The organism is Chitinophaga sp. CB10 (genome assembly GCA_001870995.2).
In the GTDB taxonomy this organism is placed as follows: Bacteria; Bacteroidota; Bacteroidia; order Chitinophagales; family Chitinophagaceae; genus Chitinophaga.
Window position 1 is genome coordinate 24,062 of the sequence record MLAV02000019.1, and the last position, 20,640, is coordinate 44,701.

Genomic DNA, 20,640 nt, shown 5'->3' on the forward strand with positions numbered 1-20,640 from the left:
GTCAGTGGAGAAGATTAGCTGTACATTTGGTACACTATGTCCCGCAACACTACGCTAAGAGTACTTTATGCGACCCTCATTCCGCTGACGATGTGGCTGGGATTGGCCACCCGTGACCCGGAATGTGTATTTCCCCGGCTGCTGCGTGTGTACGGTGGCGATATCCTCTATGCCACGTTTATTGTATTTGGTTTGCGGTTTCTATTTCCACGATGGCGGTTATGGATGGTAGTATTGTGGGGCCTGCTGTTTTGCGTAGGCATTGAGTTACAGCAGTTGATAACGGTTCCCTGGCTGGAACGGCTGCGTCATACCTTCCCGTTCGGGCTGGTGCTGGGTTATGGGTTCCGGTGGAGCGATATGGTATGCTATGTACTGGGCGTTACCCTGGGGTATGGGGTTTGTTGGTTGGGGGAGAAAGTAACACTGCGGGGGCGGCAGCAAGGGTCCGGAACGGCAGCTTGATGCGGTTCATTCCTCCGTATTAGTTTAATGCAGCGATAGTTTATTGCAGTTTCGGTTTATTGCAGTAATAGTTAATGGTATCGCTAGTTAGTTGCACTAATAATTTATTGCATCATGCAGCTAATGCATTATTATTTATTGCACTAATAATTTATTGCATCACGCAGCTAATGCATTATTATTTATTGCACTAATAGTTTATTCCTCCAGGAGCCTATTGCATCATATTTTATTATTTTATTGCACTAATAGCTTATTCCTCCATGAGCCAATTGCATCATAATCTAATGCATCATTATTTATTACTCCAATAGCTTATTCCTCCATGAGCCTATTGCATCATGAATTTATTGCACCAATTTCTGCATCAGTTTATTCCGGTGCATCACTCCCCAGTTATGCAGCGCGTTGATCACTTCGGTAAGCGTATCTGCATAGGGCATCAGCTCATAAGTAACCACCACCGGGGTGGCGTCGGAGTCTACTACCCTTTTTACAAATCCATTGATTTCCAGGTCCTTTAATTCGTTGGACAATACCCTGGCTGAAATACCGGTTACAGTGCGTTGCAATTCATTAAACCGTTTGCTACCGTGCTTCAGTGCGATGATGATGCGCATCTTCCATTTCCCCCCGATGACGTACAGCGCGTCGCCCACGGCGTTGAGCGCGGCGTTGCAGCTGGTGGCATTGTGGGCTGGCAGTGTTAGTGTACTCATATGATAATCTGTTTCTCCTTATAATCTGTTTCTCCTGGGCGACAAAACCGTCGCTGATCTTTTTTGCAAAATTATACCATATTTCCCCGCATTTCCTTCCATTCCATACTCCTAACCACTAACCTAAAGGTTAGTACTAACCTTCAGCATACTACTAATACTTCAGAAGCAAATGTACCTAGTTTTGCGCTGGTTTAAAACTTAGCTTATCTATGAAACTGAAGAAGATTATCACTGTTATTTTCATCATCCTGGCGGCCGGTATGGCTGCGCTTAGCGGTATTATGAAACTAACCGCCAGCGACGACATCGTGAAAATGATGTCCGCCATTGGCGTGGGAAAATACGTAACCCTGCTGGGAATCATGGAGATCGCATTTGCTGCGCTCTTTGTAATTCCACAGACCTACAAACTGGGTTTTATCCTGCTCAGCTGTTACTTTGCCGGCGCGTTGGCCGTGGAGTTATCCAGGGGCATGGAGTTCCATGCGCTGCTGCCGCTGGCGCTGGTATGGCTTGCCGCGTTCCTAAGGGATAGCGGGATATTTTTGGGCAGAGGAGCGCAAAAGGTGGCTCAAGGCTGAGCGGCCTGGATGGAGCGGCCAGGACTGAGCTTGTCTGGACTGAGTGGTCTATGCTGAGTGGCCTGGACTGATCGACCCAAGCGACCGCTCAGCCCAGGTCTGGGCGGTCCCGAACTGAGCAGTCCGGCCGAGCGGTCTGGATTGAGCTGTCTGGGTTGAGCGACCCAAATCTAACCGGCCCGGAACTGGGTGGTCCCGAACTGAGCGGTCCGGCTGAGCGGTCTACAACTAACTGACCCAGAGTTGAGTAGTCCCGCACCGATGGAAGCGGCTAACCGACCTACAGCTAATCGACCCAGGGTCGAGTAGTCAAGAACCGAGCGGTCCGGCTGAGCGACCTACAGCTAACCGACCCAGGGTTGAGTAGTCCCGCACCGAGCGAAGCGGCTGACCGACCCACACCTAACCGACCCACGGTTGAGTGGTCCCCAACAGAGCGGTCCTGAACTGAGCGCGCCACGGCAGAGCAGTCAAAACTGAGCAGTTGAGGCTGTGCAGCCTGGCTGATTTACCCAGAGCGAAGCGGCTGACCGACCCACAGCTGACCGCCCCAGGGCAGAGTGGTCCCGAACCGAGCGCCCAGGACTTAGCCACCCAGTTCTGATTGGTCAGAACTAAACGCTCTTGAACAAAGCGACCCTAAGTTTCGCTTTGATGGTAGTAAATACCGGCGGGCTTTGGCCCATCCAACGGCAGTTTATAGGCATATGGCAAGCCGGGTACACCTGCTCCGAATAGCAAGCAAACAAATTTCACAAAGCCATCTGCCGCTGATCGCCGATACAACACGGGAGTCTCTTCCATTCAATGGCAAATTAGAGCCATCCGGCAGCTGGATTCACCAACTCCGGGATAGCCAGCAATAAACCGGCAAATCAAATTCTTTTGCTTCAAATCCTTTCAGCGGTGTGCATTCCACATTGCTGAAAGGATAAATTACGTTCACCACATATCTAATCTCCTCTCCTTTAAGATCTTCTACTTATCCGGCGCCAGGTCAAGGCACATCATACGCGTACGCTCCTGCACATCCAATTCCGTAACGAATTTGAAACCCAGCTTTTCATAAAACCGGATTGACTCCCTATACGCATCCACTGTGACCAGCTTACACGCGCAAAGAGCATTTTGTTCAATGGCCATTCCAATTACGTAATCTACAATTCGCCGGCCCATACCACCGGTTTGCCAGCTTTTAGCTACCGCCAGCCTGCCTATTTTAATAGCCGGCAGTTCCTTCAGGTGACGTTTGGAATGGGTCAGCATCCCGGAAAAAAATTTCTTGTAGGCTGAACGGGAGGGAAAATCTTCCGGCTTCAACTTGAGATTATCACAAAAGATGCTGAAGTAAGCGATGATCTGCTGCTCACTTTGGCATATATACGTGGTGGCAAGATGGGAGGTATGATATAATAAAGCCTTTTCTGCCAGAAAAGAATTAAGCGTATCATCTCCGCAATCGAAAGGTCTGAGCTGACTTTTATCTTCCAGCTTTACTAATGATAATTGGCTAACCTGCATACGGAAGGTTTTACAGTGGATTAACAAAATTGCCAACATCAAGAAGGGAATGGGTAAAGCAGGGAATAACTGCTGCAGACAGTTATACTAAACAGGCAGGAGAATGCTACTTGCGAATAGCATTAAAAAACTCTTTCGCTTCCTGTATCTCTTTCAGCCTTTTTTCATCAAAGGGTTTAAAACTACGCAACTGCGCCTTAAAATATTCCAGTTGCTTACCGGAAATAATTGGTCGATACGGGGCTGGATTACCTAATAAGTCATCCTCCACCACCGGCTCCGCCGGCCTCCTAAAAAACCTTTTCAAAAAACTAAACATGGAGTATAAATTTTGTTGTAAACAATGTACTAACAAATTTAGCACTCCTAATGAATCTACAAAATATTTTTTTCAACAATCAACCAGCTGAAACCCTTTACTGATAATACTATTATCAAATTGATCACGCTATGCTCAAAGTTAAAAATCTTAGCAATTTGAAAACTCCACCTTCACCTTCTGCTTGCGAAACGCAGATGGATTTACACCATTATGCTTCTTAAACAAACGGGTTAAATGACTCTCATCCGCGAAGTTCAACTCCCAGGCAATTTCATTTATTCGCATGCTGCTGTGCAACAACCGCGTTTCCACCAGCTTCAGCTTGTACTGCATAATATAATCCTGCATGCTCTTACCCGCATGCTTCTTGAAATAACGCCCCAGGTAATTCACTGACACGCCCACCTGGTCCGCCATCTTCTCGGCCTTCAGCTTCTCCGGCTCGTAAATGTTGGATTGTATATAATGCACAATATCCTGGAAAGTGCGATCCGCCTGCTGCGGCAGGCTGGCCGGTAAGCGCAGCGCAATGTTCCTTGCTACTATCGAAATCAATGTATTCACGAGCTGACAAATAATCTCCTGCTTGTACAGCGACTCCCCATTATGCTCCCGCTGCAACGCCTCCACTAAATGCTGCACCAGCGGCTTGTCCGACGATAAATGCAAAATACAACCAGGCGCATGCCCCGCATGATGCAGGATGAACTCCATCTGCTGTATCCACGCCTTGCGGTCGGTTAACTCCTTAATATAAATATCCGTGAAACGCAGAAAGAAAAATTTCGTCGTTTCCTCCACGGTGAAGGAATGACTGTCCGCCGGCGTCAACAGGAACAAATGCCCCGGGCCATACTTAAACTGGTTCTCATTCACCCGCTGAATGCCCCTCCCCTCCACGATAAATACCAACTCAAAGAAATTATGTAAGTGCGCCTCCATCGGACATTCATCCGTTACCAACTCCCGTATCTCAAATGGCTGAAAAATATTGTTCCTGTACATCTAAAGCAATTTTATACAAAATTATAGTAAAATCATTCAAGAAAACAAAGGTTTTAATTGTACAATTTTACACTCTCAAAGATATACAATTATGAACATTTTAATAGTATTTGCTCATCCGGAGCCCCGCTCCCTCAACGGCGCCCTCAAAAACGCCGCCGTCAGCTTCCTCGAAGCCGCCGGCCACAAGGTAATCGTATCCGACCTCTATCAGCAAAAATGGAAAGCCCAGGCCGATGGCAGCGATTTCCTCCAGTACACGGAGGATCAGCGACTCATCGTGGCGCAGGCCGCCAAAGAAGCCTACCAGCGAGGATTACAGTCGCCGGACATCACCGCCGAACAGGAGAAAGTCCTCTGGGCGGACCTCATCATCTTCCAGTTCCCCCTCTGGTGGTTCAGCATGCCGGCCATTATGAAAGGCTGGGTCGACCGCGTTTTCACCAACGGCTTCGGGTACGGCATCGGCCAACGCTATGGCGGCGGAAAACTCGCCGGCAAAAAAGGTATGCTGCTCATCACCACCGGTGGCGATGCCAATACCTTTAGCGAAAGAGGCATCCATGGCAACATCCACGACCTGCTCTTCCCCATCCACCACGGTATCATGTGGTTTACCGGCATGGCCGCATTACCGCCATTCCTGGTGCATAGCGCCAACCACCTGAGTGAATCAGCTATTAATAAAGCGATAGAGGACTTAAAGGAGAGATTATCCACATTGGAAACCACGGCCACCATCCCGTATTATTCCGTGCCCAATGGAGATTATGACGAGCAAAATTTACTAAAACCGCATTTGCATCTCCCCCAAACAAAACTGGAAATGCATGTACAGTAAGCTTTCACAGCAACCGTTGCCAGCCCGGGCAATGGTTGCTAAGCTTTTATAAAACCAAGCAAGACCTGCTTTTCCTGCAAATGCCGCAGGAAGGCAATCGTATCCTCCTGCAACGCCGGCGTCACCGCGATATTTAACTGCGGCGCATAACTGAGTATATCCGTCAACGTTATACCTGCCAGCAGCTGCTCAGTTACAAACGCCAGCCAGGGCGATAACTCCGTAAAATGAATATCTCCCGTATCTGGCAGCCGGTACACCAGCACAAAATAAGCTCCCTGCTGCTGCAGTATCTTCCTGCGGGAGGTTTCCCGGTGAACGGGGTATTTCAACTGCAATAACCGGTATTCCTGGTTAAACGCCAGCTGGTCCAACAACCAGCTCCCCGTGGCAACATAAGCCGGTGGCGGTACATCCTCCATATTGAACAATTCCATCTCCGCCCATTCAAAACTCAATAAATCGTGCAGATAGGGAATATCATACTTTTCCTCCCAGCTGTTCTCCACCGCGCAGGTATAAAAATCCAACGGCAGTTTCCACACCTGGTAAGCCGTACAGGTATGCGTGCTGAAGAACTGATATACCATCCGTTCCCACTTCTTCCGGGGCAGGTTCGCAAAGGCAATGGGGAAGCCCGTTTCCAGCGTATCCTTCACCACGTTGTACACCAGGCGCCGGTAATGGGCCATGGCCGCGGGCCGCACACCAGGGATCTTTACCTGCCTGCCCGTGCGGATGAAATGTGAAAAATCCTGCTGTATCTTATATGTTTCAGCTGACAGTTTCATAGCGCGCATGCCAGTGTTGTTGACAAATATTTTTCAACCGCTGCAACTCTCCGTTTAACTCCTCCAGCTGCGGAATATTGTAATCCCGCTCCAGCAACACCGGCACAGGATGTAAACGCTGCGCCGTCCAGTCAAACAGCTCGTACACCGGGTCTATTATCGGCTGCCCGTGGGTATCGATGATCAGGTCCGGCGCTACCTGCTCATGGCCCGCCATATGGATATAGGCCACCTTGTCTAGCGGCAGCTGACGGATAAATTCCCTGGCGTCATACCCGTGATTAAAGGCATTTACATAAATGTTGTTTACATCCAGCAACAACTGGCAACCACTTGTCTTCACGATCTCCCGGATAAAATCCAGTTCGCTCATTTCCGCCGCCACCGGCGTGTAGTACGATACGATCTCCATCACCAGCGGCCGCTGCAGGTAATCCTGCACCTGCCCTATGCGCCCGGATATATGCTGCACCGCATCCCTGCGAAACGGTATGGGCAACAGGTCGTACATATGCGCATTATCACATTTGGAATAACTCAGGTGTTCGGAATACAACTGCACCTGGTATTCTTCCAGAAAAGATTTTACATACCGGAGGAAATCCATGTCCAGCGGCTCTGGGCTCCCGATAGACAAAGAGAGGCCATGACATAACACCGGGTATTGCTCTACCGCCTTATGCAACTGCTTTTTCCAATATCCCCCAATGTTCATCCAGTTTTCCGGTGCAAACTCAATAAAATCGGGCTTTATGCGTTCGCCTTGTAGGAGCGCCGCGGCAAAGTCCCTGCGAAATCCGATACCAACCATGCTTCAGGTTTTAAGCGTACAAGAAAAGCAGGAAGCGCTGCTGCAATAGCAACGCTTCCCGTGGTCAATTATTTACCGGCGCCGGTGGAATCCTTTCCTTTCTTAGCCTTGTCTTTGGTTTTACCTTTTTCCTTTACGCCGCCTTTTTTGCCACCGCATTTTCCCTCTCCGCATTTTCCTTCGCCGCATTTGCCCTCCTTGGATTTCATGGTGGAATCCTTGGTGGCGCCGCAGGCCAACTCTATACTGTTAGCATGGTTAGTAACACCTGTTAACGCAGTACGTACCGCTGCGCCATTGCCCATGTCGGCATAATTTACAGGATTGGCACTGGCAAAGGTCGTCAGGCCCATGATAGCGCCTGCTACCAATGAACCACTAAACAGTACTTTCTTGCTGATTTTTTTGTTTTCCATGTTGGGAGATTTAATGATGAATTACAGATGTGAAAATATAAAGATTAGGATTCCTAATTATTAACAATGAATACACGCCGCTTTTTAAGCACAGGCTTTTAAAAAAATATTTTTATAAATCTATTTTTTGGGAGATAATTAATTCCCATTCCGCTTTAACCTGCGCGTCCAGGGTCAAACTTTCGTCATGCTGCAGGAGCTGCTCAGTAGCTGCTGCTATTATGCGGCCCTGTTTCATAAACCTGCGGCAATATTTGCAGTACAACAGGTGCAGGCCTAACCCGAACCGTTCCCGGAAGCTCAGCTTTTCCTGTAGTCGTTTTTCAGCCAGCAAAGTAGCGTCTTTACAACAGGGCGGCCAGCCATGTTTATGTGTATCCATTACTTTAACCAGTTTTTTTCCAGGCAGCTGCGCAGGTGCAGCCTGGCCCTGTGCATGAGCACCCAGTAGTTAGACGGGCTTATGGACAGTTCCTTACAAATTTCTTCGGATTTTTTTTCTTCCAGGTATTTGAGGTTAATCACCGCCTGACCGAGGCCGTTCAATTTCCGGATGCAGGCGCGCAATATCCGGTAGAACTCATTTTGCTCGCCCGGCGCAGGCCAGGGCTGGGGAGCGGCCTCTTTCCGCCAATGCCCTTTTTCATCGAAAAAGGCGTCCTCCTCTTCCAGGCGCCCGAGGCTTACTACCTTGCCTTCCTTGCGGTAATGGTCAATGATCTTGTTTTTGAGGATGGCCAACAGCCAGTTGCGCTCGCTGCTATGGCCCCTGAACTGGTCCGCCGACTGCAATGCCGATAAAAACGTGTCCTGTACCAGGTCCTGGGCTATTATCCGGTCGCTCACTCTTGCCATGGCAAAACGGAAAAAATCGTCCGCATACCTATTGACCCACTCCCTGGGAGATAAAGTACCGTTAACTGTTGTTTCGCTCATAAATAACGCTGGTTCCAGCGGGTTATACCTGTTTTGGGAAGATATTGCTGTACTTAGCTTACGGAAAATTAAAGGTTTTAGTTTGCTCCCTTTCGCAAAAAAATGTTAATAATCAGATTTGTACTATTTTTGGTCGACAGTAACCGGGAAAATTAGCGAATGTTAATCCGGATAATGAAATATAACGTACATCCATATACTATACCTTACGGGTAGTTTCAGGTGAATTGCTAAAACTAATTTAACAGGCCATGAACAATCAAACGCCTCCTGTAACTTCCACCTTCTTTGTTGCACTGGTGAAGGATTACCTGCGCGGACTCAAAACAAAAGCGGAAGTATTTTCAGATATCACTCCTGTTCAGCCTGCCAGCACCCTGGCAGACGGCGAGGTAACGCAGGTAGTGATCGAAGCCGCCCGTGCAGTGAACGAAGATTTCTATGAGCAGCTCATCACCGAGATGGGCCATGCGGCGGATACCACTCCTACCAGGGCGGGTATGGTACACCAGTTGCAGGCGCTGCTCCAGGGCGCTATTTCCCGGAAGGACTTTATTGAATGGGCGACCTGGCATAACGAACCCGGTACGGACAATGGCGGCGGCTTTTTTGACGACGTGGCGGTGGACTATTGCTGTACCCAGCTGTTGCCGAAAGCGGGCTATGAGCTTACAGAAGCGCAGCTGCAAAAGGCGCTGGCCATCTTCAGCAACCCCCATTACCAATCCCTGAAAGATAAAGTGGCGCTCGTTTTATTAACCGAACAGGAGCAGCAGCGTTTCCTCTTTTACCTGGGCGACTTCATACAGGGCCATACTTCTCCGGAGCAGCTGGACGTGTACCTGCTGAACAGGTTCGGCATGGATCACCACAGCTTCCCTTACATGCCGGCGTTGATTACCATTATGCACAACCCTGCCAAGCTGCCGGCATTACTGCAGGTAGCCATGAATGGCGCCTTATCCGAATAAAGGAACGGGATTTAACAAAGAAAGGGTCTTAACTTACCATCAGGCTACAACCCCTCAGGGCGGAGTTATCCAGCCGCCCCAGCACTTCAAACCGGCCATCCCCGTGGATTTTACCGATATCCTCCGTGGCAATAAAAGCGCAGGAATATATATTGGCGAGGTCAATTACATTGATCACACCGGCCCCTTTGCCGGCCCGCAGGTCGAAGGGATCATTTTCATCGCGGAGCAGGATCTTCATCCAGGGCGGGGTCATAAACAGGCCATTGCCTTTGGAATACGCCTGGGACAGGAGCTCCGTCATCCCGTACTCCGCATGTATCACGTCCACGCCCAAACGTTCTTTCAGGAATTCATGCACCTCCTGGCGGGTCCACTCCTCCCGGCGGCCTTTCATACCGCCGGTTTCCATGACGATGGTATGATCCAGGCGGAGCTGATACTTTTCCGCAAAATCCAGTAACCCGAACGTCACCCCGATCAGCAGCACCTTTTGTTGGCGGGCATTCAGGCTTTGCAGCTCCTGGTATAACTTGTCATGTTCGTAGAGATAGAAACCGCTTTCGGGTTTACCGCTGCGTTCTATCATCACCTGCACCATGCGCACCAGCGAGGAATGCTGCCGCTCCAGGTAGGAAGGCAGTAAGCCCACGATCACATAATCTTCCACCGGCCCGTAAAACAGTTCAAAGGCCTTCATAAAGCTCTCCGTGTACACGCTGCTATACTTGACCAGGTGCTTGCTGTTGATGGTTTGGGTAGTACCGCTGCTCTCAAAGATGAGTTCCGGCTGGAAGTCGCCACAAACCACCCGGTGCGTTTTAAAGAACTGTATCGGCAGATAAGGGATGTCCAGTATGCCTTTCACCTGTTCCGGCCGCACATGGATCGCGTCCGTATAGGCGCGATAGATAGGATTGGTCCGGTACTGGAAATGAAAAAGCTCCAGGGCTGTAGCTTCCAGCCCGTCCGGCGTCAAAGAAAATATCTGATCCGTTGATACTCCACTCATCTGTTTGTTGCTTTAAAACAGCACAAAGGTAGGGAGAAGAATAAATTTAGCCGCCGTAAGTAACAATTGGATTAAAAAAACGTTAGTACAACAGTACCCGAACATCCCTGATATATTTGTATATTACTTAAATTAATGTAGGTTTGTTTTATGAAGAAATTCCTGTTTTTGTTCCTGGTCATAGCCCTGGCAGCCGCCTGTAAAAAGGACTCCTATGGACCTGTACCCATTTTAACATTCGAGGGGTACACCGTACCTGCTGTAGATTCCAACACCAATTCCTTCGAGGCTATATTCCGGGTTAAAGACGGTGACGGCGATATTGATTCCTCCATTTTTTATACCATCCACTATCATATTCCTTCCACACTGGAGGTCCAGGATAATAAAAAAATGCCCGATATCGGCCAGAACGCCGGCAAAAGCGTCAACGCGCAGGTAAGGGTCACTTTGCAAAAGATCGACTTCCAGCGTTGGGTAGAGCATACCGGCACCCGGCCGGACAGTTTGTGGATGGAAGTATTCGTCCAGGACAGGGCGGGTAATATCAGCGATACCATCAAAACCACCAAGATTCCGATTTACAAGCAACAACAGTAAGCTGTTGCGTTGAGGATAAACGATTAAAACGCCGCCTTAGCGCGGCGTTTTTTTATGGCCGGCGAAAAAATATGCCTGCCGCCTCCCTGCGGCGTCTATTTTATCCTTAAATTACCACCTTGTACACCATATATTTCCGCGATGAATAAAATAGAAGAACTACAGACCAGGATAGCCGAAGCCATGTTAGGCGGCGGTGAAGTTAGAATTGCTTCCCAGCACAAAAAGGGTAAACTGACAGCCCGGGAAAGGCTGCAGCTCCTGATGGACGAAGGTTCCTTCGAAGAACTGGACATGCTGGTGACCAACCGTAACAAAGGGATGACCACCGAACAGGAACAATTTCCCGGCGATGGCGTGGTAACCGGCTACGGTACCATCAATGGCCGGCTGGTATATGTATTTTCGCAGGATTTCACCGTTTACGGCGGCAGCCTGTCCGAACCCCATGCCCGCAAGATTTGCAAGGTGATGGACCTCGCCATGGAAAACGGCGCGCCGGTGATTGGGCTGAACGACAGCGGCGGCGCGCGCATACAGGAAGGGGTGGTGAGCCTCGGCGGCTATGCCGACATCTTTTACCGGAACACCCGGGCTTCCGGCGTGATCCCGCAGATCAGCGCCATCATGGGCCCCTGCGCCGGCGGCGCCGTGTACTCCCCTGCTATTACGGACTTCATCCTCATGGTGGAGCAAACTTCCTATATGTTTGTGACCGGCCCTAACGTGGTGAAGACCGTGACCCATGAGGAAGTAACTTCCGAAGAGCTGGGCGGGGCGCAAACCCACGCCACCAAAAGCGGGGTTACCCATTTTGCCTGCGCCAACGAGGTGGAATGCATCCAGAACATCCGGACCTTACTCAGCTATATCCCGCAAAACTGCGAAGAAACCGCACCCGTGTACCCGTACACGTTAGGAAATGAGACGAGGGAGAAGTTAAACACGCTGATCCCCGCTAACCCTAACCAGCCTTATGATATGAAGGAGGTGATTGCCGAATTAACGGATGCGGACAGCTTTTTTGAAGTGCATAAAGACTTTGCAGAAAACATTATCGTAGGCTTTGCCCGCATTGCAGGCCGCAGCATTGGCATTGTAGCCAACCAGCCGGCGCACCTGGCCGGGGTGCTGGATATCCACGCTTCGGTAAAAGGGGCGCGGTTTACCCGCTTCTGCGACGCGTTTAACGTGCCGCTGCTGGTACTGGTGGATGTGCCGGGCTTCCTCCCGGGTACGGACCAGGAGTGGAACGGCATCATTACCAACGGCGCCAAACTGCTCTTTGCCCTCAGCGAGGCCACCGTGCCCAAGCTCACCGTTACGACCCGCAAGGCTTACGGCGGCGCTTACTGCGTGATGAACTCCAAGCACATCGGGGCGGACCTCAACTTCGCCTTCCCGCAGGCGGAAATTGCCGTAATGGGCGCTAAAGGAGCGGTAGAGATTATTTATAAGAAAGAAATTGACGCCGCGCCGGACCCGGAAGCACGGATGAATGAACTGGTTAAAGAGTACACCGACCGATTCGCAAACCCTTACCTGGCGGCGGAAAAAGGCTATATCGACGAGGTCGTGGAGCCGGCCCGGACCAGGGAAAAACTGATCAAAGGTTTTAAAATGCTCGAAAATAAAGTAGTAAACATGCCCAGAAAAAAGCACGGCAATATACCTTTGTAGTATCGTTGGCGGTTACCACCGCAGGAATGCGCTTCAGCCGATCCTGCGGTGGCAATAAACTAAAAATGGCATGGTGCAAAAGCTGCTGAACTTCTTCGTATATACTTCCGTTTACATTACCGCCTGTGCGCTGGTGATGATCTGGCAAACCAACTACCTGCTGGGCCTCCACTACAGGCAAACCGAGTACTACCTCTTCGTACTGTTTTCCACCATTTGCAGCTATAATTTTCACTGGTACCTGACGCCGGACTCGCCGGAAAGCCATTCCGAAAGGGTGCGCTGGGGCGGCCGGAACCGCTGGCTCATGATGACGCTCTGCGTGCTGGCGGGCTTCGGGGCGGCCTGGTATTTCTGGGAGCTGAAGGCCCACTGGCTGGAAATTGCCGGCGCGGTGTTCCTCACCTTCCTGTACTCGGCTCCTAAAGTGCCACATCCTTCCCTGCGCTGGTTGAGTAAAATCGCTATTGGCAAGACGTTATTTCTCACGTTTGTGTGGACCTACGTTACCACGGTCCTGCCCGCGCTGATAGCTGACAATGCGCCAGCGCTGCCTGCTGTACTGTTTACCCTTCACCGCTTTGCCCTGATCTATGCGATCTGTATTTTGTTTGACCGCCGGGATATTGAGGAAGATAAGAAGGCCGGCATCCGCAGCCTGATCACGCACCTGCCTAATGCGCAACTCCGGAAAGTCTATTACGGTTCCTTGCTGCTGGCCCTTTTCAGCGCGCTGGGCCTCTACCCCTATACGGACCTGCCGGCCGTGCTTAGCCTGCTCATTGCCGTGGGCGCAACGGCGCTGATCACCCGCAAGGCCTGGGAGGACAATGCCGACTACCTCTACTACGTAGTGCTGGACGGGTTCATGATGCTTTCCGCCTTACTGCACCTGGGATACGTCTGCTTTTTCGCAAAATAATTTACATTTGTCCGATCACAAATCTGGAAACATATGGCTAAGAAACAGAAATCAATACTGACGAAGGAATCCCTCGCATTCCTGAAAGATTACCTCAACAACCCTTCTCCTACCGGATTTGAAAAGGAAGGACAGAAATTATGGCTTAAATATATTACTCCCTACATCGATGAACATATCGTAGATGCCTATGGTTCCGTAGTGGGCGTCATTAATCCGAAGGCTCCCTTCAAAGTAGTTATTGAAGCCCATGCCGATGAGATTTCCTGGTTCGTCAACTACATCTCCCCGGAGGGGCTGATCTATGTGATCCGCAATGGCGGCTCCGACCAGGCCATTGCGCCTTCCAAAAGAGTGAACATCCATACTGAAAAAGGTATTGTAAAAGCGGTATTCGGCTGGCCGGCTATCCATACCCGCCTCCGCGGGGCTGACGGCAAGGAGCCGCAACCCAAGGTGGACAACATTTTCCTGGATTGCGGGGCGCGCTCCCGCAAGGAAGTGGAAGACCTGGGCATCCACGTGGGCTGCGTATGCACCTTCGAGGATGGCTTCGAGGAGCTGAACTACGATTATTTTATTTGTCGCGCTATCGACAACCGCATTGGCGGTTTCATGATCGCTGAAGTGGCCCGCCTGCTGAAGGAAAAGAAGGCGGAGCTGCCTTTCGGCCTTTACATCGTCAATGCCGTACAGGAAGAAGTAGGGCTGCGCGGCGCGGAAATGATCGCCAAGCGCATTAAGCCGGATGTGGCGATTATTACAGATGTGACCCACGATACCACCACCCCGATGATCAACAAAAATATCGAAGGGGAGATCAAATGCGGCGCCGGCCCCAGCATTACTTACGGCCCGGCGGTGCACAACATCCTGCGGGACCTGATCATCAAAACCGCGAAGAAAAACGAGATTCCTTACCAGCTCCATGCCGTGAGCCGCAGCACCGGTACAGATACGGACGCATTTGCGTATTCCAATGACGGCACCCCGTCTGCCCTGATCAGCCTGCCCCTGCGCTACATGCACACTACCGTGGAAATGGTGAAGAAAGACGATATTGAAAACACCATTCAGCTGATTTATCAGACGCTGTTGAATATTACGCCAAAAACGAATTTCAACTACCTGAAAGCATAAACGCTGAACGGGACAACAGCGGCATGCCCTAACGGCAGCCTTAAAGAAAAAGCGAGGACCTTTGGCCCTCGCTTTTTTGCGTTGCGCCATCCGCCGGCAAAGACGGACAGGCAATGCCCTGCGGCATTAAATCTTTCCCCCCTCTATAAAAAAAATTCTACCCCTAATTTGTAACCCTTCATACCCAATCCGCAGATGCTGCCCACGCATTTGGGAGCGATCATAGAGGTATGCCTGAACTCCTCCCGGGCGTGGATATTGCTGATATGGATTTCCAGCACGGGGGATTTGATAGCGGCAATAGCGTCGCGAATGGCCACGGAAGTATGGGTATAACCGCCGGCGTTGAGCAGGATGCCATCCGCCGTAAACCCGTTTTCGTGGAGGATATCGATGATGGCGCCTTCCGAATTGCTTTGGAAGTAGGTAAAGCTTACCTGCGGGAAGCTGGTTTTAAGCTTCTCGAAATAATCCTCGAAAGATTCGTTGCCGTAGATACCCGGCTCTCTTTTACCCAGGAGATTGAGATTAGGGCCGTTTATAATTACGATTTGCATAATGTAGTGAGATATGTAACTGCACGAAGATAGTTATTCGCCTTTACTATTACTATCACTTCCCCAGCGGTAGGTGTTGATGGTGATCCCTGCCAGGTCCAGCACACGGTCGACCACCGTAGCTGCCACCTCTTCGATGGTAGCGGGGAGGCTGTAATAGGAAGGAGTGGCGGGGCAGATAATACCGCCGGCGAGGGTCACCGCCTCCATATTGCGTATATGCATGAGGTTATAGGGCGTTTCCCGGATCACGCAGATCAGGCGGCGCCGTTCTTTTAGTACCACATCGGCGGCGCGGGTGATCAGGTCATTGGAGATCCCGGTGGCAATGCGGCCCAGGGTACCCATGGAGCAGGGGATGATGATCATGGTATTGAACCTGCCGGAGCCGGAGGCAAAAGGCGCATGAAAATCCTGCTGGGTATAGCATTTAAAAGGGATATCCTGGTATTCATTATTGTTCAGTTCCGTTTGCCATACTGTTTTGGCGTTTTCTGTGAGTACAACAGCCACTTCATCCAGCTGTTCCTTACAGGCGGCGAGCTTATTGAGCAGCTGCCGCGCGTAAATGGAGCCGCTGGCCCCGGTAACAGCTACAACTATACGATGCTTCATGTGGCAAAGCTAGTTAAAGTTCGGGAATCGGGCGGCGGAGGGGCAGGGATAAAAAAAGTCCTGCCATGGTAGCGGCAGGACCTGTTATACTATCTAAAAGAAATATACTTACGCGGCGTGGCTGACGATATCTTCCATACGGATGCCGTTGTGGCTTTCATCGTAGATGCATTTGCCGTTACGGATCAGTAAAACCTGCGGAGATTCATGAGGTACGTTGTACATTGACTCAATAGCGTTGGAAACGGAGCGGTAGCTGATCAGATCCAGGTAGTAAAAAGTTATCCCCTGAGGCGCTTCAGCGCGTTCCAGCCTGGATTTGGCCATAGAACTGATAGAGCAGCGGGTGCTGTGCTTGAAAATGACAATCGTCTGTTCAGCGGAGGCAGCATTGATTTCCTGCAGTTGTTCCTCGTTGGTTAACTGTTTCCAATTCATCTGATTAGCAGTGCTTTATTTGTTCTGTGCCTGGCGGAACCGGAGCCATGCCCATTCCTCTCATCGGGCAACCCAGTTTCTGATGCGTAGCACAGGAAGTTAAGAAAGCTACAAAGATAAATAACAGAGCGGTGCAGCCCAAAATTCTGTAGTTAGATTTCATGATGGGAGTTTTAATAAGTTATAACGAATTTTCACAGGAAATATGATACGACCTCTTTTTTAATCGTCTTTTGTAACGTTATTTTGCAAAGATAAAAAATATATTACAAAAAACAACACTATATATCCGGTAGTGGCCTGAATGACGCTATGACAAAAGTACATTTTATTGCGATTGGAGGAAGTGTGATGCACCAGCTGGCAATAGCCCTGAAAATCAAAGGCTATGCAGTCAGCGGCAGTGATGATGAGATATATGAACCCGCCCTCACGAACCTCCGCCATGCCGGCATTTTGCCCGCCTCCTTCGGCTGGGATGCCAGTCGCATCACACCGGATATAGACGCTGTGATCCTCGGGATGCATGCCCGGGAAGAAAACCCGGAGCTGATCCGCGCCCGGGAGCTGAACCTGAAGATTTATTCCTTCCCTGAATACATATACCAGGAGAGTAAAAATAAGACGCGTGTAGCCGTTGGCGGTAGTCACGGTAAAACCACGACCACCGCTATGATCATGCACGTGCTGCAACATAGCCAAAAACAATTCGATTACCTGGTGGGCGCCAGGCTGGAAGGCTTTCCGCAGTCCGTCAACATTACGGACGCGCCGGTCATTGTGTGCGAGGCGGATGAATATCCTGCTTCCGTGATTGAGAAAAGGCCGAAGTTCCACTTCCTGCACCCGCAGATTGCCGTGCTGACGGGCATTGCCTGGGATCATATCAACGTGTTTCCCACGTATGAGATTTACAAGGAGCAGTTTGCCATCTTCATCCGGCAGATGGAAGCCGGCGCGGTGCTGATATACAACAGCAGCGATACGGAATTATCGGACCTGGTGGCCAAAGAAGGCCGTCATTTGCGGCTCGTGCCCTATATCATGCCGATTCATATGATCCGCAATGGGGTGACGCGGGTATTTTTTGACGAAGGCTATGCCGACCTGGAAGTATTTGGGGGGCATAACCTCCTGAACATGCACGCGGCCAAGCTGGTATGCAATGAGCTGGGCATTTCCGACGAAGCCTTCCTGGAAGGTATCGCTTCCTTTAAAGGGGCGGCCAAACGGCTGGAGCTGGTGGCGAAGAATGAGCGCAGCGCTATTTACCGCGACTTTGCCCATGCCCCCTCCAAGGTGAAAGCCACCATGGAGGCCGTAAGGCAGCAATACCCCGACCGTAAACTGATTGCAGTGCTGGAACTGCATACCTATAGCAGCCTGAATGCCGAATTCCTGACCCAGTATGAAGGGGCTATGGCCCCGGCGGATATTGCCGGCGTGTTCTACAGCAAGCATGCTTTGGAGATCAAACGCATGCCCGACCTGGACCCTGAATTGGTAAGGATGCGCTTTGGCAGGAAAGATCTCCATATCTTTACAGACCGGCCCGCTTTTGAAGCCTTCCTGGATGCGCAGCAGTATGATCATACCAATCTGCTCCTGATGAGTTCAGGTACTTATGACGGTATCGACTTTAACAGCCTGGCGCGACTGCTGGAAAAATAATAGCTTACAATATTTAAAAAACATATAATGTCTCCCTTGCTCCTCAAGAGGCCACTGGCCGTAATAGATCTGGAAACTACCGGTACAAACGTGGCCACGGACCGTATCATTGAAATTGCTATCATAAAAGTATTTCCTGATAAAACCATACAATCCAAAGTAAAACGCATCAATCCCGGAATGCCTATTCCGGCAGGATCTACAGCAATTCATGGCATTAAGGATGAGGATGTGAAAGACTGCCCTACCTTTAAGCAGGCCGCCCATGAGCTGAAGCAGTTTATGGATAATTGCGACCTGGCGGGCTACAACTCCAACCGTTTCGATATTCCGTTGCTGGTGGAGGAATTTCTCCGTGCTGAGATTGAATTTGACATCAATAAACGAAAGTTCGTGGATGTGCAGCGTATTTTCCACCTGATGGAAAAACGCACCCTGGCTGCGGCTTACAAGTTTTACTGCGATAAGACGCTGGAAAACGCGCACAGTGCGGAAGCCGATGCGCTGGCGACTTACGAGATCCTGGAAGCGCAGCTGACGCGTTATGAGCAGCTGCAGTCGGACATTGAGTCGCTCGCCACCTTTACCAAAGAAGAGGATTATGTGGACTTTGCCCGCAGGATTGTGATGCAGGGCGGACAGGAAGTGTTTAACTTCGGGAAATACAAAGGCCGGCCGGTGAGAGAGGTGCTGAAGGCGGAGCCGCAGTACTACGACTGGATGATGAAAGCTGATTTTCCGCTGAATACAAAGCAGAAACTCTCCGAGATATACTATAATATGATGTTAAAAAAAATGTAATCTTTTTTTAGAACGTTCTATCTTGCAGCCGAATTGAACTATTTTCGCAGTCCAAAAAACACTATCTGCTGAATTGGAAAAGCTTGTCATAATACCTACGTACAATGAAAAGGACAACATCCAGCACATCATTGACGCTGTATTTTCCTTACAGCAGGATTTTCATGTCCTGATCGTTGATGATGGTTCCCCGGATGGTACCGGCGCCATTGTAAAATCGCTCCAAACCAAGCATCCGGGCGAGCTCTTTATTGAGGAGCGTTCCGGCAAACTGGGTCTTGGCACGGCTTATATCCATGGCTTTAAATGGGCTTTGGCGAAGGGATACCGTTACATTTTCGAAATGGATGCGGACTTTTCCCATAACCCCAAAGACCTGGTACGCCTGTATGATGCCTGCGCCAAAGGCGGTGCGGACGTTTCCGTAGGTTCCCGCTATGTAAAGGGCGGAAAAACTGAAAACTGGCCGTGGGACAGGGCTGTGCTGTCCAAGGGGGCTTCCATTTACGTGGGGCTGATCACCTGGATGCCGGTAAAAGATCCTACTGCGGGTTTTGTATGCTACACCAGCGCGGTGCTGGAATCCATCAACCTGGACCAGATTCAGTTCGTAGGCTATGCCTTCCAGATAGAAATGAAATTCACTGCCTGGAAGCTGGGATTCAAAATAGCCGAGGTGCCTATTACCTTCAAGGACCGCAAGGAAGGTTACTCTAAAATGAGTAAAGGCATCATCAAGGAAGGCGTGCTGGGCGTACTGAAAATCCAGTGGCAGAGCCTCTTCCGCAAGTACAAGAAAAGAGTAAGTAATTAGCATAGCACCGGTGTAATGGCTACCCGGCCATTGCACCGGACAGCAAACCCGCCCCTGGCGGACCAACATGAAAAAAGCATTTCTCGAACTTCATCTTTCGGTATTCCTCGCAGGTTTTACCGGCATCTTAGGTAAACTCATTACCCTCAACGAAGGAATGCTTGTATGGTATCGCCTTCTGATCACCTGCATCAGCATGTATATCCTGTTTCGCTACCAGGGCGCCCTGAAAAGGCTCTCCTGGAAAGATATTCTGCCGATAGGCAGCACAGGGGTGATTGTGGCCTTACACTGGCTCTTTTTTTACGGGAGCATTAAATACGCCAACGTATCCATCGGCGTGGTGTGCTTCTCATTAACCAGCTTGTTTACCGCCATCTTTGACCCGCTGATCAACCGGCGGCGTTTTGATACGGTGGAAATGCTGCTTAGCATGCTCACGCTGGCCGGCATCCTGCTTATATTCCACTTCGATACGCAATACCGCACGGGCATTATTCTCGGCATTATTTCCGCGATGTTTGCCGCGTTGTTTACGGTATTCAACAAGCGCCTTATCAAACGGTTTGATACCAAGACCATTACTTTTTACGAGCTGACTACGGGGCTGGCGGTGCTGAGCATTTTTGCGCCGCTGTACCTGCACCTGTTCCCGGTGGCCAGCCTTGTGCCCGGCGCGATGGACTGGTTATACCTGCTTATCCTTTCGTGGGCCTGTACGATTTGTATGTACCTGCTGAGCATGAGCGCATTGAAAAAGATATCTCCGTTTACTGTTAACCTGTGTTTCAACCTGGAGCCGGTGTATAGTATTATCCTTGCGTTTGCGATTTTTCACGAGAATAAGTATTTGAATGCCGCGTTTTATGGCGGCTTGGCGTGTATAATTTTGTCGGTGGTGTTGCAGATGGTGAGGGTGAGCAGGTCCGGCGGGGATGTGCCGGCGGCGCATTGAGCGCGGGAATAGCATGGGAGGAGCTATTGGGGAGCTTGGTGTTTGAAGGGTGT

General features: G+C 50.2%; 25 protein-coding genes. 12 read left to right on the plus strand and 13 right to left on the minus strand.

Translation table 11 applies throughout. The annotated features are described in order from the left end of the window. Nucleotides 1-36: 36 nt before the first annotated feature. A complete protein-coding gene (locus BOC67_RS21765) occupies nt 37-465 on the plus strand; it encodes a DUF2809 domain-containing protein (protein ID WP_291913596.1) in 429 nt (142 codons plus the stop codon). 347 nt (nt 466-812) lie between these two features. Here BOC67_RS21765 and BOC67_RS21770 read toward each other — a convergent pair whose 3' ends face one another. Beyond that, nucleotides 813-1,184, minus strand: a complete 372-nt coding sequence (locus tag BOC67_RS21770) for a helix-turn-helix domain-containing protein (RefSeq protein ID WP_291913598.1) — start codon at nt 1,182-1,184, stop codon at nt 813-815. A 212-nt stretch (nt 1,185-1,396) separates the two neighbouring features. Between BOC67_RS21770 and BOC67_RS21775 the strand changes: the two genes are divergently transcribed. Then, the gene (locus tag BOC67_RS21775) at nt 1,397-1,768 is read left to right on the plus strand and encodes a DoxX family protein (RefSeq protein WP_291913601.1); all 372 of its coding nucleotides are present in this window, start codon (nt 1,397-1,399) and stop codon (nt 1,766-1,768) included. A 978-nt stretch (nt 1,769-2,746) separates the two neighbouring features. Here the strand turns inward: BOC67_RS21775 and BOC67_RS21780 are convergent. The 3 genes from BOC67_RS21780 to BOC67_RS21790 all read right to left on the minus strand — a co-directional run bounded on the left by BOC67_RS21780 (nt 2,747) and on the right by BOC67_RS21790 (nt 4,616). Continuing rightward, nucleotides 2,747-3,289: a GNAT family N-acetyltransferase gene (locus BOC67_RS21780; RefSeq protein WP_291913603.1), complete on the minus strand. Its 543-nt coding sequence runs from the start codon at nt 3,287-3,289 to the stop codon at nt 2,747-2,749. Between the two features lie 106 nt (nt 3,290-3,395). Then, entirely contained in the window at nt 3,396-3,608 is a 213-nt protein-coding gene (locus BOC67_RS21785; RefSeq protein WP_291913605.1) for a hypothetical protein, read from the minus strand. Between the two features lie 150 nt (nt 3,609-3,758). Then, on the minus strand, nt 3,759-4,616 hold the full coding sequence (locus BOC67_RS21790) for an AraC family transcriptional regulator (RefSeq protein WP_291913608.1): 858 nt from the start codon (nt 4,614-4,616) through the stop codon (nt 3,759-3,761). A 91-nt stretch (nt 4,617-4,707) separates the two neighbouring features. On the opposite strand from BOC67_RS21790, the gene BOC67_RS21795 reads away from it, so the two are divergent. After that, complete coding sequence (locus BOC67_RS21795) at nt 4,708-5,457, plus strand: NAD(P)H-dependent oxidoreductase (RefSeq protein ID WP_291913610.1); 750 nt, start codon at nt 4,708-4,710, stop codon at nt 5,455-5,457. A 38-nt stretch (nt 5,458-5,495) separates the two neighbouring features. Here BOC67_RS21795 and BOC67_RS21800 read toward each other — a convergent pair whose 3' ends face one another. The 5 genes from BOC67_RS21800 to BOC67_RS21820 all read right to left on the minus strand — a co-directional run bounded on the left by BOC67_RS21800 (nt 5,496) and on the right by BOC67_RS21820 (nt 8,411). Continuing rightward, nucleotides 5,496-6,248, minus strand: a complete 753-nt coding sequence (locus BOC67_RS21800) for a putative DNA-binding domain-containing protein (protein WP_291913613.1) — start codon at nt 6,246-6,248, stop codon at nt 5,496-5,498. Further along, a complete protein-coding gene (locus tag BOC67_RS21805; RefSeq protein ID WP_291913614.1) occupies nt 6,232-7,059 on the minus strand; it encodes a DUF692 domain-containing protein in 828 nt (275 codons plus the stop codon). The genes BOC67_RS21800 and BOC67_RS21805 overlap by 17 nt, the downstream gene beginning before the upstream one ends. Before the next feature lie 68 nt (nt 7,060-7,127). Beyond that, the gene (locus tag BOC67_RS21810; protein WP_291913617.1) at nt 7,128-7,475 is read right to left on the minus strand and encodes a hypothetical protein; all 348 of its coding nucleotides are present in this window, start codon (nt 7,473-7,475) and stop codon (nt 7,128-7,130) included. A 112-nt stretch (nt 7,476-7,587) separates the two neighbouring features. Further along, the gene (locus BOC67_RS21815; RefSeq protein ID WP_291913620.1) at nt 7,588-7,857 is read right to left on the minus strand and encodes a hypothetical protein; all 270 of its coding nucleotides are present in this window, start codon (nt 7,855-7,857) and stop codon (nt 7,588-7,590) included. Beyond that, nucleotides 7,857-8,411, minus strand: a complete 555-nt coding sequence (locus tag BOC67_RS21820) for a sigma-70 family RNA polymerase sigma factor (protein ID WP_291913622.1) — start codon at nt 8,409-8,411, stop codon at nt 7,857-7,859. The genes BOC67_RS21815 and BOC67_RS21820 overlap by 1 nt, the downstream gene beginning before the upstream one ends. 251 nt (nt 8,412-8,662) lie before the next feature. Here BOC67_RS21820 and BOC67_RS21825 point away from each other — a divergent pair, with 251 nt between their 5' ends. After that, a complete protein-coding gene (locus BOC67_RS21825) occupies nt 8,663-9,382 on the plus strand; it encodes a hypothetical protein (RefSeq protein WP_291913624.1) in 720 nt (239 codons plus the stop codon). Between the two features lie 28 nt (nt 9,383-9,410). Here the strand turns inward: BOC67_RS21825 and BOC67_RS21830 are convergent, their stop codons facing one another. Beyond that, nucleotides 9,411-10,394, minus strand: coding sequence for an acyl transferase (locus BOC67_RS21830; RefSeq protein WP_291913626.1), 984 nt, complete (start codon nt 10,392-10,394; stop codon nt 9,411-9,413). Nucleotides 10,395-10,544: 150 nt separating this feature from the next. Here BOC67_RS21830 and BOC67_RS21835 point away from each other — a divergent pair, with 150 nt between their 5' ends. From BOC67_RS21835 to BOC67_RS21850, 4 genes are all read left to right on the plus strand, one after another. Next, nucleotides 10,545-10,994 (plus strand): hypothetical protein, encoded by a 450-nt coding sequence (locus BOC67_RS21835; protein ID WP_291913628.1) that lies wholly within the window; start codon nt 10,545-10,547, stop codon nt 10,992-10,994. 141 nt (nt 10,995-11,135) lie between these two features. Continuing rightward, nucleotides 11,136-12,674: an acyl-CoA carboxylase subunit beta gene (locus BOC67_RS21840; RefSeq protein ID WP_291913630.1), complete on the plus strand. Its 1,539-nt coding sequence runs from the start codon at nt 11,136-11,138 to the stop codon at nt 12,672-12,674. 70 nt (nt 12,675-12,744) lie between these two features. Beyond that, on the plus strand, nt 12,745-13,596 hold the full coding sequence (locus tag BOC67_RS21845) for a UbiA family prenyltransferase (RefSeq protein ID WP_291913632.1): 852 nt from the start codon (nt 12,745-12,747) through the stop codon (nt 13,594-13,596). Between the two features lie 33 nt (nt 13,597-13,629). After that, nucleotides 13,630-14,736 carry a M42 family metallopeptidase gene (locus tag BOC67_RS21850; RefSeq protein WP_291913634.1) on the plus strand — a complete coding sequence of 369 codons (1,107 nt, stop codon included), beginning with the start codon at nt 13,630-13,632 and terminating at the stop codon, nt 14,734-14,736. A 143-nt stretch (nt 14,737-14,879) separates the two neighbouring features. On the opposite strand, the gene aroQ is transcribed toward BOC67_RS21850, so the two are convergent. The 3 genes from aroQ to ytxJ all read right to left on the minus strand — a co-directional run bounded on the left by aroQ (nt 14,880) and on the right by ytxJ (nt 16,346). Further along, nucleotides 14,880-15,293, minus strand: a complete 414-nt coding sequence (gene aroQ / locus BOC67_RS21855) for a type II 3-dehydroquinate dehydratase (RefSeq protein ID WP_291913636.1) — start codon at nt 15,291-15,293, stop codon at nt 14,880-14,882. Nucleotides 15,294-15,326: 33 nt separating this feature from the next. Next, nucleotides 15,327-15,908, minus strand: a complete 582-nt coding sequence (locus BOC67_RS21860; protein ID WP_291913638.1) for a UbiX family flavin prenyltransferase — start codon at nt 15,906-15,908, stop codon at nt 15,327-15,329. A 108-nt stretch (nt 15,909-16,016) separates the two neighbouring features. Further along, the gene (gene ytxJ, locus BOC67_RS21865; RefSeq protein WP_291913641.1) at nt 16,017-16,346 is read right to left on the minus strand and encodes a bacillithiol system redox-active protein YtxJ; all 330 of its coding nucleotides are present in this window, start codon (nt 16,344-16,346) and stop codon (nt 16,017-16,019) included. A gap of 312 nt (nt 16,347-16,658) precedes the next feature. Here ytxJ and murC point away from each other — a divergent pair, with 312 nt between their 5' ends. The 4 genes from murC (at nt 16,659) to BOC67_RS21885 (ending at nt 20,587) form a co-directional block, all read left to right on the plus strand. Beyond that, the gene (gene murC / locus BOC67_RS21870; RefSeq protein ID WP_291913643.1) at nt 16,659-18,017 is read left to right on the plus strand and encodes a Mur ligase family protein; all 1,359 of its coding nucleotides are present in this window, start codon (nt 16,659-16,661) and stop codon (nt 18,015-18,017) included. Nucleotides 18,018-18,044: 27 nt separating this feature from the next. Then, nucleotides 18,045-18,818 carry a 3'-5' exonuclease gene (locus BOC67_RS21875; RefSeq protein ID WP_291913645.1) on the plus strand — a complete coding sequence of 258 codons (774 nt, stop codon included), beginning with the start codon at nt 18,045-18,047 and terminating at the stop codon, nt 18,816-18,818. 73 nt (nt 18,819-18,891) lie between these two features. After that, the gene (locus tag BOC67_RS21880; protein WP_291913647.1) at nt 18,892-19,632 is read left to right on the plus strand and encodes a polyprenol monophosphomannose synthase; all 741 of its coding nucleotides are present in this window, start codon (nt 18,892-18,894) and stop codon (nt 19,630-19,632) included. A gap of 67 nt (nt 19,633-19,699) precedes the next feature. After that, on the plus strand, nt 19,700-20,587 hold the full coding sequence (locus BOC67_RS21885; protein ID WP_291913649.1) for a DMT family transporter: 888 nt from the start codon (nt 19,700-19,702) through the stop codon (nt 20,585-20,587). The last annotated feature ends 53 nt before the right edge of the window (nt 20,588-20,640 follow it).

Bases quoted from the DNA above. Each gene is read 5' to 3' on its own strand.
- BOC67_RS21765 (WP_291913596.1), top strand. From the start codon at position 37: ATGTCCCGCAACACTACGCTAAGAGTACTTTATGCGACCCTCATTCCG.
- BOC67_RS21770 (WP_291913598.1), bottom strand. From the start codon at position 1,184: ATGAGTACACTAACACTGCCAGCCCACAATGCCACCAGCTGCAACGCC.
- BOC67_RS21775 (WP_291913601.1), top strand. From the start codon at position 1,397: ATGAAACTGAAGAAGATTATCACTGTTATTTTCATCATCCTGGCGGCC.
- BOC67_RS21780 (WP_291913603.1), bottom strand. From the start codon at position 3,289: ATGCAGGTTAGCCAATTATCATTAGTAAAGCTGGAAGATAAAAGTCAG.
- BOC67_RS21785 (WP_291913605.1), bottom strand. From the start codon at position 3,608: ATGTTTAGTTTTTTGAAAAGGTTTTTTAGGAGGCCGGCGGAGCCGGTG.
- BOC67_RS21790 (WP_291913608.1), bottom strand. From the start codon at position 4,616: ATGTACAGGAACAATATTTTTCAGCCATTTGAGATACGGGAGTTGGTA.
- BOC67_RS21795 (WP_291913610.1), top strand. From the start codon at position 4,708: ATGAACATTTTAATAGTATTTGCTCATCCGGAGCCCCGCTCCCTCAAC.
- BOC67_RS21800 (WP_291913613.1), bottom strand. From the start codon at position 6,248: ATGAAACTGTCAGCTGAAACATATAAGATACAGCAGGATTTTTCACAT.
- BOC67_RS21805 (WP_291913614.1), bottom strand. From the start codon at position 7,059: ATGGTTGGTATCGGATTTCGCAGGGACTTTGCCGCGGCGCTCCTACAA.
- BOC67_RS21810 (WP_291913617.1), bottom strand. From the start codon at position 7,475: ATGGAAAACAAAAAAATCAGCAAGAAAGTACTGTTTAGTGGTTCATTG.
- BOC67_RS21815 (WP_291913620.1), bottom strand. From the start codon at position 7,857: ATGGATACACATAAACATGGCTGGCCGCCCTGTTGTAAAGACGCTACT.
- BOC67_RS21820 (WP_291913622.1), bottom strand. From the start codon at position 8,411: ATGAGCGAAACAACAGTTAACGGTACTTTATCTCCCAGGGAGTGGGTC.
- BOC67_RS21825 (WP_291913624.1), top strand. From the start codon at position 8,663: ATGAACAATCAAACGCCTCCTGTAACTTCCACCTTCTTTGTTGCACTG.
- BOC67_RS21830 (WP_291913626.1), bottom strand. From the start codon at position 10,394: ATGAGTGGAGTATCAACGGATCAGATATTTTCTTTGACGCCGGACGGG.
- BOC67_RS21835 (WP_291913628.1), top strand. From the start codon at position 10,545: ATGAAGAAATTCCTGTTTTTGTTCCTGGTCATAGCCCTGGCAGCCGCC.
- BOC67_RS21840 (WP_291913630.1), top strand. From the start codon at position 11,136: ATGAATAAAATAGAAGAACTACAGACCAGGATAGCCGAAGCCATGTTA.
- BOC67_RS21845 (WP_291913632.1), top strand. From the start codon at position 12,745: ATGGTGCAAAAGCTGCTGAACTTCTTCGTATATACTTCCGTTTACATT.
- BOC67_RS21850 (WP_291913634.1), top strand. From the start codon at position 13,630: ATGGCTAAGAAACAGAAATCAATACTGACGAAGGAATCCCTCGCATTC.
- aroQ (WP_291913636.1), bottom strand. From the start codon at position 15,293: ATGCAAATCGTAATTATAAACGGCCCTAATCTCAATCTCCTGGGTAAA.
- BOC67_RS21860 (WP_291913638.1), bottom strand. From the start codon at position 15,908: ATGAAGCATCGTATAGTTGTAGCTGTTACCGGGGCCAGCGGCTCCATT.
- ytxJ (WP_291913641.1), bottom strand. From the start codon at position 16,346: ATGAATTGGAAACAGTTAACCAACGAGGAACAACTGCAGGAAATCAAT.
- murC (WP_291913643.1), top strand. From the start codon at position 16,659: ATGACAAAAGTACATTTTATTGCGATTGGAGGAAGTGTGATGCACCAG.
- BOC67_RS21875 (WP_291913645.1), top strand. From the start codon at position 18,045: ATGTCTCCCTTGCTCCTCAAGAGGCCACTGGCCGTAATAGATCTGGAA.
- BOC67_RS21885 (WP_291913649.1), top strand. From the start codon at position 19,700: ATGAAAAAAGCATTTCTCGAACTTCATCTTTCGGTATTCCTCGCAGGT.